This is a genomic window from Arenibacter antarcticus (assembly GCF_041320605.1).
Lineage (GTDB): Bacteria > Bacteroidota > Bacteroidia > Flavobacteriales > Flavobacteriaceae > Arenibacter > Arenibacter antarcticus.
The window spans coordinates 4,111,670-4,124,700 of the sequence record NZ_CP166679.1 but is presented as its reverse complement, the minus strand read 5'-3'; the positions used below and the strand labels follow the sequence as shown (position 1 = coordinate 4,124,700).

Annotated in this window: 8 protein-coding genes; 5 read left to right on the top strand and 3 right to left on the bottom strand. The window is 38.8% G+C overall.

Features of this window, described 5'->3' with window-relative positions; genetic code table 11:
* The 3 genes from KCTC52924_RS16950 (at position 1) to KCTC52924_RS16940 (ending at position 5,175) form a co-directional block, all read left to right on the top strand.
* The gene (locus KCTC52924_RS16950; RefSeq protein WP_251805948.1) at positions 1–1,743 is read left to right on the top strand and encodes a RagB/SusD family nutrient uptake outer membrane protein; all 1,743 of its coding nucleotides are present in this window, start codon (positions 1–3) and stop codon (positions 1,741–1,743) included.
* Between the two features lie 289 nt (positions 1,744–2,032).
* Entirely contained in the window at positions 2,033–3,670 is a 1,638-nt protein-coding gene (locus tag KCTC52924_RS16945) for a sulfatase (protein WP_353057442.1), read from the top strand.
* A 239-nt stretch (positions 3,671–3,909) separates the two neighbouring features.
* Positions 3,910–5,175 carry a glycoside hydrolase family 27 protein gene (locus tag KCTC52924_RS16940; protein ID WP_251805946.1) on the top strand — a complete coding sequence of 422 codons (1,266 nt, stop codon included), beginning with the start codon at positions 3,910–3,912 and terminating at the stop codon, positions 5,173–5,175.
* 482 nt (positions 5,176–5,657) lie between these two features.
* Here KCTC52924_RS16940 and nhaA read toward each other — a convergent pair whose 3' ends face one another.
* The 3 genes from nhaA to KCTC52924_RS16925 form a co-directional block, all read right to left on the bottom strand.
* Positions 5,658–6,992, bottom strand: a complete 1,335-nt coding sequence (gene nhaA, locus KCTC52924_RS16935; RefSeq protein ID WP_251805945.1) for a Na+/H+ antiporter NhaA — start codon at positions 6,990–6,992, stop codon at positions 5,658–5,660.
* A 224-nt stretch (positions 6,993–7,216) separates the two neighbouring features.
* A complete protein-coding gene (locus KCTC52924_RS16930) occupies positions 7,217–8,713 on the bottom strand; it encodes an arylsulfatase (protein ID WP_251805944.1) in 1,497 nt (498 codons plus the stop codon).
* A gap of 237 nt (positions 8,714–8,950) precedes the next feature.
* Positions 8,951–10,150 (bottom strand): MFS transporter, encoded by a 1,200-nt coding sequence (locus KCTC52924_RS16925; protein ID WP_251805943.1) that lies wholly within the window; start codon positions 10,148–10,150, stop codon positions 8,951–8,953.
* A gap of 257 nt (positions 10,151–10,407) precedes the next feature.
* Between KCTC52924_RS16925 and KCTC52924_RS16920 the strand changes: the two genes are divergently transcribed.
* Both KCTC52924_RS16920 and KCTC52924_RS16915 read left to right on the top strand, forming a co-directional pair.
* Complete coding sequence (locus KCTC52924_RS16920; protein ID WP_251805942.1) at positions 10,408–11,241, top strand: AraC family transcriptional regulator; 834 nt, start codon at positions 10,408–10,410, stop codon at positions 11,239–11,241.
* Positions 11,242–11,456: 215 nt separating this feature from the next.
* A complete protein-coding gene (locus KCTC52924_RS16915; RefSeq protein WP_251805941.1) occupies positions 11,457–12,959 on the top strand; it encodes an aldehyde dehydrogenase family protein in 1,503 nt (500 codons plus the stop codon).
* Positions 12,960–13,031: the final 72 nt, after the last annotated feature.

Genomic DNA, 13,031 nt, shown 5'->3' with positions numbered 1-13,031 from the left:
ATGAAAAATATACGATACATTACATTTTTGCTACTTGCGGTCTTTGCCGTATCCTGTAGCGATGATTTGTTAGATAAGCTTCCGGAAGATGAAATTTCTCCGGAGCAATACTGGAAAACTCCTAATGATCTGGCGTTGTTCCTAAATCAATTTTATACATCTTTCCCTGTACACCAGGGTTGGAATGGTGGAATTTTCGAATTTGACAATAACAGTGATAACTTGGCCGATGTTAGCATTAATACCAGGTTTGTTGGTAGCAATAACACCGCACCTACTTCCGATGGTAATTGGAATGGGAGTTACAGTGGTATTAGGAGTGTAAACTATTACTTGGAAAATAGTGCTACCGCAGAAGGTCCGGCAGATCTTATTGAGGCTTACAACGGTGAAGCATACTTTTTTAGGGCAATGTATTACTTTGAATTATTGCAAAGATTTGGAGGAGTACCTTATATAGATAAGGTTTTAAATACCGATTCTCCAGAATTGATGTCGGCTAGAATTCCAAGGAATGAATTAGCCACCAAAATTGTTGAGGACTTGGATAGGGCTATTGCCAAACTAAAGCCCAAAGCATCTACTGAAGCGTTTAGGGTTCATAGGGGAATGGCGTTGGCTTTAAAATCTAATGTATCTCTTTACGAAGGTACTTGGGAAAAATACCATCAAGGAACTCCTTTTGCAGCTTCTGTTAACGAAAGTGCCAAATTTCTACAATGGGCTGCAGATGCCGCCGAAACATTGATAAATGAAGGTAATTATACCCTTTATAATAACGGAGAGGCTAATACCTACTGGGATTTATTCACCAAAGTGGATTACTCCAATATTTCAGAAGTAATGTTTTGGAAAAAATATGATATTAACGAAGGTGTAGATCACAAGGTTGGTCATTATATCCCGCAAAATGGAGCAGGTACCGGGGTAACAAAATCTTTGGTAGATTCTTATTTAAGTATAGATGGACAGCCTACAGCTGTAAGTCCTTTGTACGATTCCAGTCGAGAAAGCAGTCTTTCTGATATTGTTTTGAATAGAGATCCAAGGCTTGCTCAAACCATTTGTACGCCTGGAGACCTAATTACTGAAAGATCTGGAAATCCAGATATATTTTTCGATTTTCCAACATTCGGAGAAAATAATGAAGTAGATTCTACTACGGGATATCAAATTTATAAAGGTGGTAATACCGATGAAGCTCAAAGATATGACAGTTTTATTGGCGCCATTATTTACCGATACGCAGAGGTGCTCTTGAATTATGCTGAGGCTAAAGCCGAATTGGGAACTTTAACACAAGATGATCTAGATAAAACAATCAACTTGTTAAGAGCCCGTGTTGGAATGCCTGCACTTACTCTTACTCCAGTTGCTGATCCAAACAAAGCATTTCCTGGAGTTAGCGACCTTATTAATGAGGTAAGAAGAGAGCGTAGGGTAGAAATGGCTTTGGAAGGTAAGCGATTTGATGACCTTATGCGTTGGAAAGCAGATCATCTTATTATTGGAAAAAGACATCAAGGATTCAAAATTATAGGGAGTGATATGGAAACTGAATTTGAAGATTTGATCACAGGTGGTTCACTTCTTGTAAATGCTGATGGCTACATTGATCCATATATCAATGCATTACCAACTGGCTTTGGTTTTAATCCCAATAGGGACTATTTATCAGCTGTTCCATCCGAGCAAATTATTTTGACCGGTGGTGCAATAACCCAAAACCCAGGTTGGGAATAAAGCCTTAAGACATTTCCATTATATTATTTGTGTAATTGGATATGAATATTGTTAGTGGTTAATTAATAAATCCCGCCCGGCTCATATTTGCCGTGCGGGATTTATTTTTTTTCCTGCCCATTCTGATGGATTATTTCAATCCTTTTTTACTGGTAACTTTAACGATCTACAAAAGGTAAGGATTTAGGGTGATTTGTAATTTCTGAGCGGTGGTTTTTATAACCAATAGTAGTATTTGTGTGCTATTTATTAAATGATATTACATTTAGGACAATTTAAAAATAAGTACATGTTTTCTATGTTTATATTGCACGGCGAATCTGTTTTTAATCTATTTACCTATTTAGTTATGAAGTATTTGTATGTTCTTAGTTTACTGTTTCTTTTTACATCCTGTTCTGAGAAGAATAAGGAAACAATTGAAAAAAGTAAGCCAAACATTATTTTTATCATGTCAGATGATCACGCCTATCAGGCTATTAGCGCCTATAGTGATAAGCTGATCCAAACGCCTAACATAGATCGGATTGCAAATGAAGGTATGCTCTTCACCAATGCCAGTGTCACTAATTCTATTTGTGCACCGTCTAGAGCGGTGATTCTAACGGGAAAACACAGTCACCTTAATGGAAAAATAGATAATCTCAGTAAGTTTGATACTACCAATGTTACTTTCCCGCAAATTCTACAAAAGGCTGGTTACCAAACCGCCATGTTCGGAAAACTTCATTTTGGCAACAACCCTAAAGGGTTCGACGAATTTAAAATCTTACCGGGACAGGGGAGTTATTACAATCCCAAATTTATTACACAAAAAGGGGATACCATAATTAATGGGTATGTCACCGATATCACCACCGACCTTGCGTTAGATTGGATGGAGCATCGAAGGATCCCAGAAAAGCCATTCTTATTGATGTATCTACATAAGGCACCACACAGAGCTTGGTATCCGGACGAAAAGCATTATAGAGAGTTTACCAAAAAAACATTCCCATTGCCAGAAACTCTATTTGATAACTATGAGGGTAGGGTAGCAGCTAAAACTGCAGAAATGAATATTTTAAACCACATGCACTTGTCTTATGACAACAAGGTGGAGGAAGATGTTTTAAAACGATTGCAAATTAAAGGTGGGATGGCTAGGTCAGAAGTAAACAGAATGACTCCAGAACAACGAAGTAGTTGGGAAAGCGTGTACCATCCGATTAATGAGGATTTTGAAAAGCGCTACCCGTCCATGGATGATAAAGAGCTGATGGAGTGGAAATATCAGCGCTATCTTCAGGATTACTTAGGGACTATAGCCTCCGTTGATGACAATGTTGGACGATTGTTGACGTATTTGGATGATAATAACCTGTCTGATAATACCGTAGTAGTCTATACTTCGGACCAAGGGTTTTACTTAGGGGAACATGGTTGGTTTGATAAGCGTTTTATGTACGACGAATCCTTTAAAACCCCATTACTAATAAAATGGCCCAATAAAATAACCCCTGGAACCACCGAAGATGAAATGGTTCAGAACCTCGATTTTGCTCAGACATTCTTGGAAATGGCCGGTGTAAACGCGCCAGAAGATATGCAAGGGGAAAGCTTGGTACCAATACTGACGGGTAAAAAAGAACTTTGGAATAGGGATGCCGTTTATTATCACTATTACGAATATCCCGCCGAACATGCGGTAAAAAGACATTATGGTATTGCCACCAAAGAATATAAGATCATTCATTTCTATTACGATGTGGATGAATGGGAGCTTTACGACCGTATTAATGACCCACAAGAGATGAACAACGTATACAGCGACCCTGAATATGCAGAGGTGGTTGCGGAAATGAAACAAAAGTTGCAAGAAGTCCGTGAAAAATATAAGGATTCTGAAGCTTTGGACAATCACTATATCCAGTTATACAAAAAATAAATCCCATAACAATTTGGAAGGATTACCAATTGATATACATGAGAATAGATTTGATTCTGGATTAGTATATTCGTCCCCACTTCGTCTAATAGGTTTTTTAGATGCGCTATATTATATAGGAATGCGCTATGTGAAAGCCAGAATTTTTCTATTCAATATATAGTTATATAGCTGTGCAGTAATCAAAAGGCGGTATTTTATTTGTTAAAAGAGGTAACAAACCAACAATAAAAAAAAGTATGTACAAGTATTTGGGTGTGGGACTAAGTTTGGTGTTAATAGCTTGTGGATCTCAGCAAAAAGGGGTCTCCCAGCATCAAAATAAAATAAAGCAAATACAAGGTGAAGAGACTAGTTTTCAGCCCCCTATGATGGGCTGGGCAAGTTGGAACAATTATAGGGTCAATATCAATGAACAAATAATTAGGTCCCAAGCAGATGCCATGGTCTCTACCGGGTTAAAAGACGTGGGTTATTCCTATATCAACACAGACGATGGTTTTTTTGGCGGTAGGGATGAAAATGGAAAATTACTACACCATAAGGAGCGTTTTCCCAGCGGCATGAAATCGCTTTCGGAATACATCCATTCAAAGGGTTTAAAAGCAGGGATATATTCCGATGCAGGTCCCAATACCTGTGCCTCCTACTGGGACAAGGACACTATTGGATCAGGAATGGGGCTCTTTGGTCACGAGTATGATGACCTTAGTGTCTTTCTAAAGAAATGGGATTACGATTTTATAAAAGTAGATTGGTGTGGGGGCGAATGGATGGGCCTAGATGAAGAAAGCAGGTATACCGCCATCGGAAATATAATAAAATCTATAAAACCATCGGCCAAATACAATGTTTGTAGATGGGAATTCCCAGGGGAATGGGTGACAAATGTAGCCGATTCTTGGCGTATTTCTGGAGATATAGATAATACCTTCGGATCTATTTTACATATCATCGATCTAAATGCCGACTTGTGGATACATAGTACCGCTGGCCATTATAATGATATGGATATGCTACAAGTAGGTAGAGGGATGACCTATGAAGAAGACAAGGCGCATTTTTCCATGTGGAGTATGATGCATTCCCCACTGTTGCTAGGAAACGATCTAACGGCAATGAGTAATGAAACCATTGCGATTATCACTAACGAAGAAATTATAGCCGTAAATCAAAGTCCATTTGTTTACCAAGCAAGGAGATTGGTAGATGATGGTGATTTGGAAGTTTGGGCAAAGCCTATGATCTCTACGATGAGCGGGGAAATAATAGTCGGACTGCTCAATAGATCGAAGGAAGTTGCTACCATGACAGTGAACTTGGAGACTATTGGAATAGATGACTCCGTAGGGTACCACATGCGAGATTTATGGGGCAAAGAAGATTTTGCTAGTTCCACAGAGCCCAATAGGTCATTTACGGTTCCTTCTCACGGAATTGTAGTGTTGAAAGTGAAAGGTAAATCTCTTCCATACAACAAGTTTCAATATAAGGATGAAGAGTAATCATACGGAATGCTTTTAAATTTGGGTTTTACCTATAATTAATTATTTCCACAATTTATTTTGAGATAGGTAACTAATTTAAAGCCTTTTCAGAAATAAAAAACCTGAAAGGGTTATTGCCTATTCCCTCCAGATAACAAGGATCTTCAATAGCAATAGCTCTTCAGCAATGGTAAAAATCAGCTAACTGTCCCTAGCTTTGAACCGATGTATTTTAAGTATCTGGTTTTCGGCTAAAGCCATATCCTGATTTTCTTGGTCCCATGATAAATTACAGGGCAATAGAATGCACAAATTTCTAATCTTTTACAGACCGCAGGAATTTAAATCAAAAGTGATATTGTTTAGACCTCCCATCACTGCATTACATGAGCTCTGTCCCCAGTTGGGGATTGGTGGTTTCACATTAAGACAGATGGGTTTAACTCCCCTAAAACGCGTTTAGGACAGACCAAGTGGAAATTTAATTTAAGAATTATAAATTATTCTACAGGTACATGTTTTGGTTCTTTCTTACTAACTTTTACAGTACTAGTTAGCCTTAAAACTATGTATCCGATGACTCCCGAAATACTCGAACCAACAATAATGCCCACTTTTGCGGAGTCTATATAACTTATGTTATCGGCAAATGCTAGGTTGGCGATAAAAATCGACATAGTAAAACCAACGCCGGCAAGAATAGCAACTCCTATAATTTGCTTAAAAGTTATATCACCAGGCAAAATTGCAAGTTTCAATTTCACTCCAATCCAGGACATTAGTGTAACCCCTATTAATTTACCGAGAAATAAGGCAATGGCAATATGGAACAATAAATCGGTATCCAGTTCTATGTCCGTACCCAATGCCACTCCCGCATTTGCTAGGGCAAAAACAGGCATAATAAAATACGCAACCCATCCGTGTAGCTTATGCTCGGATCGTTGTAAGGGCGATTTAAATTTGTTACCCAAAGCCTCCAGTTCGTCCATTTTCACGATTTGTTCACTCGATAGAACAGGAAGATAATCCCTTTTAGTTTGAGCAAAGCCTTTTGAAATATCTGAAAGCTTCTTCATAAAAGAATCCATATCGATCCTTTGTCTCAATGGGACGGTGAATGCCAGTAAAACACCAGCGATTGTTGGATGGATACCCGATGCGAAAAATAAGATCCAAATCACAAACCCTAATAGGATCATGAGAGGTCTGGAGTACAAATTGCGATAAGATAGATAGAAAAGCACACCTAAGAGGACAAAGGCGTAAAAAAGTAGCATCCAATCGATTCCTGTGCTATAGAATAAGGCGATTACAATAACCGCACCTAAATCATCCACTATGGCAAAGGCAGTTAGAAATATCTTTAGACTTAAGGGGACTCTATTACCCAAGACCTTCAGGATAGCTAGGGAAAATGCGATATCTGTTGCCATTGGAATACCCCATCCAGCATGTGTTTCTGGCGAGTTGTTTAGAAAAAGAAATATACTCATAGGGATCAACATGCCACCTACGGCCGCAAACATTGGTAATGCGGCTTTACGTAAACTGTTTAATTCCCCAATCAAGAGCTCCCGTTTAATTTCTAATCCAATTAAAAAGAAGAAGAGCACCATTAAGGCATCATTGACCCATAGGATCAGCGGCAGACTAAAACCAAAAGTCTCTGAACTAATACCTAAGTGAAATTGCCATAAGGCTTGATAGGATTCGCCATAACTCGAATTTGCCCATAGCATTGCAATGATGGTTGCAGTAAATAATAAGATGCCACTAAAACTTTCTATTTTAGAAAAATTTAGTAAAGGGGTAAGTATTCTTTTTTTTATCATTATAATTATTTGATAAAGTAATATGCAGTTCTAGTCAAAAATACTAATATTCTTTAAAATTCAATTGTGAGGTTATAGTTATTTCTTCACTTTTAGTAATCTTATTCTAAAATAAAACGATCAGGATTTTTATCGATAGCCAAAAACGACTTTCTATTCATTATTTGTTTGGAATCACTACTGTGCAGATCTCGAAATTTATTAAGAAAATAATATCCTCAATTTCACCGGTACTTTATAATCCATTCAGTATAAATGCGATCTAATTCCAGTACTTTTTCCTTTTTCTCTTCTGCTAGATTCTGGATCTCTGTAGGATCATTTGTCATATTGTATAAATCCCATTGGGAATTTTTACCGTTCCGTACAATTTTCCAGTTGTTTAGTCGTACGGCCTGACTACCTCTCCATTCCCAGAATAAAGGACCTTCCCGGTCCATATCAGGATTCTTAAAAACAGCTACTAGGCTTTTTCCTCGTAAGGGAGTAATTTTCTCTCCATTGTATACATCTGGATAACTAGCCCCAGATAATTCCAGAAAAGTGGACATGAAGTCTATAAAATGCCCTGGGTAGTTGGTAAAGGTGTTGGGTTTAATCTTGTTTGGCCAATAAGCAATAAGGGGACTGTTGATGCCTCCTTCGTAATTGTGATTTTTGTAAAGTCTAAAGGGGGTATTGGCTACATTGGCCCAGTCCTTTCTCAGGGAGGTCCATCTTGCCATAGCGCCTAAGGGCGCAGAATTATCATCGTTTTCTAAATCCACAATCTCCGCTGAGGCCCCGTTGTCCGAAACAAAGAGGATAATGGTGTTTTCGGCAGCTCCTATTTTATCTAGTTTCGCCAAGAGTCGACCTATATTCTGATCAATCCGATCTACCATAGCAGCGTATACCTCCATGACGGAAGCTTCATACTCTTGCTCGATAGGGGATAGGCTATCCCAATTCTTATGAGTGGGTTCAGGGAGTGTTATCATATTATCCAATAGTCCAAGTGACTTTTGTTTTTCAAACCTTTGTTGTCTAATATAGCCATAACCAAGGTCGTATTTCCCCTTGTACTTCGCTATGTCCTCTGGCCAAGCCATTAGCGGATCATGTGGTGCCGTATAGGAGAGGTATAAAAAAAAAGGTTCATTTTTCATTTTGCTTTCCTCCATATAATCCAAGGCATAGTTGGTGAAATAATCCGTAGAATAAAAATCCCGTTCCTTTGGGGTATAGGGTTTAAAAATAGTGCTATCTATTCCCCATTGCCGATCATTCCTCTTTTGTGCAGGTTTTGGTTCTCCTTCTCTTTGCTTTCCAGGGTTAAAGTGGTTGAATGCCCCATCTATTAAACCGTAAAAACGTTGAAATCCCCTATTGTAGGGATTATCAATTCCGTGATGCTTCCCAGAAAAATAGGTGGCATATCCCGCATCCTGTAAAACCTCTCCCAAAGTTACCGCATTGCGGATGGGATTGGTATGTGTTTTGTCATAGCCACAATCTTGGGCATACACGCCAGTTAATAAGGCGGCCCTAGAAGGAAAACATTTTCCTGCATTATAGAAACTCCTAAATCGCATTCCATTTATGGCCAGCTTATCAATATTTGGGGTACTTATTTCTCCTCCATAACACCCTAGATCGGACCAGCCCATATCGTCAACGGAAATCAGGATAATGTTGGGTCTAATTGGCTCATTTTGACCAGAACAGCTTAAGAGAAACAAAAAAAGGAAAAAGAAGCTTAAGGCGGACTTCCAATGATAGTGGAATCTGTATAAACCGTGACTGTAATTTAGCGGGGTCATTATAAACTGATGAAAAATAAATAATAGTTAAAGATAGAAAATCATATTGAACGTGGTCTAAAAATAAGTGCTAAGGAGAAAGGCATTGAATAATCTCAGTGCTTTAAACAGAGAAAAAAGGAAGGTTTACCTTTTTTAGATGATCAAGGGCAATAATTATAACTTCCCCGGTTTTCCTGCACCTATCCCCATATACATTTTAAAGATGATAACTACAAAAAGCAGGATTAGGGAGTAGGTCCACCCTCTGGTAAAATCAAAAAGACTGCCAAAAATAATGGGTCCAGTAGCGGCTACTAGGTAGCCGATGGATTGTGCCATCCCTGAAAGTTCCGTAGCGGTATCTGCATCCTTGGATCTTAAGACGATAAAAAGCAACGCCAGACCAAAAGTACCTCCTAAAACAAACCCGATTAGGGAAACCCATAGTGCAATAAAACCAAGAGATGGAAGTAACAAACCTAAAACACCAATACTCTCCACTAGCATCAAAATAACTACAATATTGCGTTGATCTCGTTTTTTTCCAGCCCACTGTGGAATAATTATAGACCCAAGAATTCCCGTTGCCTGAGATAGGGAAAGCATCCACCCCGCATAATCTGCATCATACCCACGGCTTTGGACAATAGCGGGGAGCCATGCTAGGATTACATAAAAGGTAAAGGATTGCAAGCCCATAAAAAAGGCAATTTTCCATGCTTTAGGTGCTTTGCCTAGCGCTTTCATTGCTGCCCTATAACTGCGTTTTTGGTCAGATATACCCATCCGGGAAAGTTGGGGAATCCATAGTAATAAACCGATCAAAGCCAATATGGACCACACTGCCAAAGAGCCCCTCCAGCCCAAATCCGTCCCATCGGCCAAGGGTACACTGATTCCTGCGGCCAAGGAAGCTCCGATGGCCATTACACTAGAATAAAGACTGGTAACAAAACCCGAGTTTGATGAGAAATTTCGTTTCGTAAGACTAGGTAGTAATACATTGCCAAAAGCTATGGCAATACCAAACATGAGGGTCCCCAAATAAAGGGGTAATATGCCTTGCAAGGATCTAATACCAATCCCTATAGTCATTAATAATAAGGCACCAAATAAGGTGTAAGCGATTCCAAAACGCCTTGTAAACAAAGGGGTCAGGGAAGAGACTACCCCAAATGCAATCAACGGCAAAGTAGTCAATAAACCCAACATAGAACTGGAAAGCCCCGTAGCAACCCTAATATGGTTTATCAATGGACCTACACTAGCAAGAGCCGGGCGTAGGTTAATGGCAATAAAAAGGATGCCGGCAATCAATAATATATCGTTGGCACTAAATTTTCCCTTCTTAATAGTTGGCCTTTTTTCTGGCATTTTATTACAATTGGATTAATTGTATTGGTAATACGAAAATATACAAAGCATTAAGATGATTTGTATTCGGCCCCGTTTAAATTTGTCCTTCGTTGATGTAGCACGATTTGACGGCCTATAAAATCAATGGACTTTAATCGTATCCGCTGCTGATCCTTGCAATAGATCAATAATCCGAGTAAATAGTTAGGAAAAGAGATATAAGTTTAACATTTTAGTATAGATTGAGGTACTTTTAGAAGTAAAGGAAGCAACCAATGGCAATAGAGAACATCCCCGAAATATATCTTAGCGAACCAGAAGTAACCATGGATCTATTTGTGCACGACTTTAAAATGACCAGTAATGTCGTTAAAAGTAAAGTTAACCTAAGCATGAATATGTTCAGTTTTTTAAAGGAGGGTAAAAAGCAGGTCCATTTTGCCGATACTTCGGTCGCCGTGAATAAACAACAATCCCTTTTGCTTAAAAAAGGCAATTGGTTATGGACCGAACTGTTGGATACAGACGCTATTTATTATTGTAAACTTTTCTTTTTTTCGGAAAAAAAGCTCACTGATTTTCTAAGTAAATATACCAATGGCATAAAACCTTTTCAAGAAGAAATCCCCTATTTCATTATCGAAAACGACGATTATATTGCTGCTTATTTAAATTCTTTGTCATCTAACATCTATACAAATCACAGTTATAGCGATGCTTTATTATCTTTAAAATTTGAAGAAATAATGCTCTATTTACTTAATAAGTATGGTAATAAACTAGAGTTTTACTTACAATCCTTAATCTCTAAAGAGATTTCCCCCTTTAAAAAAATTGTAGAAAGCAATGTGTATTCTAATTTAAAATTGGAAGAAATAGCCTTCTTATGTCATATGAGCTTATCTACTTTTAAGCGTCATTTTAGCTCGGAATATAATGTAGCGCCCGGAAAATGGCTGCAAGACAAACGACTTCAAAAAGCTAAAACACTCTTGCAGGGAGGCGATTTAAAAGCATCTGATATCTATTTAGATATTGGCTATAACAACCTGTCTAACTTTAGTATAGCCTTTAAGAATAAGTTCGGAATTAGTCCAACTGATATTTAAAATCAGAACAACTGTATACAAGTAGCTGTATTTTAGCTCATTAATGGCTTGATATTTTTTCTACTTCCCATAAAAACCCACATTGACCTGTTTTCATAAGTTATTGAACTGTATCAGTAAATAGTAAGGTAATAACTCTGCCTACCTTTGTAGTAGTACTGCACAAGGCTTGTTTTAGCAAGCATTAATTAAGAACTAAAATTAAATATATAACTATGGCAAATGTAACAAAACCCAAATTTAAAGAGAGATACGGGAACTTCATCGGCGGAAAGTTCGTCGCTCCCGTAAAAGGACAGTATTTTGATAACGTATCGCCGGTAGATGGAAAAGTATTTACCCAAGCGGCCCGTTCAACTAAAGAAGATATCGATCTTGCTCTTGACGCAGCACACGAAGCATTCCCAACTTGGAGTACTTCTTCAGCTACAGAACGCAGTAATGCGCTTTTGAAGATTGCACAGGTAATGGAGGACAACTTTGAATACTTGGCAACTTTAGAAACTATCGATAACGGAAAACCAATTCGCGAATCCCGTGCCGCAGATATTCCTTACGCAATTGATCACTTCCGTTATTTCGCAGGCGTTATACGTGCAGATGAAGGAACAATTTCAGAGCACGACAAAAACACGGTAAGTATTGTATTGCACGAACCAATTGGTGTTGTTGGTGAAATTATTCCATGGAACTTCCCAATGTTAATGTTGGCCTGGAAAATTGCTCCTGCTTTGGCCGCAGGTTGTACCGCTGTGGTTAAACCAGCAGAACAAACCCCCACCAGTGTCATTGCACTAATGGAGCTTATAGGTGACCTACTGCCTGCAGGTGTTTTAAATATCGTAACTGGTTTTGGTGCAGAAGCTGGACAAGCCTTGGCAACGTCTACCCGTATTGCAAAACTTTCATTTACTGGGTCTACAGAAACAGGTCGTAAAGTTTACCACAATGCAGCCGAGAACATTATCCCTGTAACTATGGAACTAGGTGGGAAATCTCCAAACATTTTCTTCCCATCGGTAGCAGATCACGACGATGAATTCTTTAGCAAAGCTATTGAAGGCGCGTTAATGTTCGCACTTAACCAAGGAGAGATTTGTACTGCTCCATCGCGAATTTTAGTACACGAAAGTATAGCGGATCTTTTCATAGAAAGGATGCAGGAACGCTTAAAGGCGGTTAAGACAGGTAACCCATTGGATCCAGAAACTATGATCGGTTCCCAAGTATCCAAGGCGCAGTACGATAAAATACTTAGCTATATCGACATAGGTAAAGAAGAGGGTGCAACCGTATTGGCAGGTGGAGACGCCGGTAATTACGATGGGGAACTTTCTGAAGGATATTACATCCAACCTACGGTATTGAAAGGACAGAATAATATGCGTGTATTCCAGGAAGAGATTTTTGGACCGGTTGTAGCCTTGACAACCTTCAGCTCTACTGAAGAAGCCATCTCTATAGCCAATGATACCCCTTACGGATTAGGTGCCGGTGTTTGGTCCCGTGATGCTCACGAATTGTTTCAGGTACCACGTGCTATCCAAGCGGGTAGGGTCTGGGTTAACCAATACCATACCTATCCTGCACACGCTCCCTTTGGTGGCGTTAAGGAATCAGGATTTGGTCGTGAAAACCATAAAATGGCCTTAGATCATTACCGTGTTGTAAAAAACATGTTGATCTCTTACGATAAGAAACCTATGGGATTCTTTTAATTGAAATATAAGTTTAAGCACTTTGCATAACCCCGGACAACCGGGGTTTTGTTGCTTTTATCAGAAGTCGGC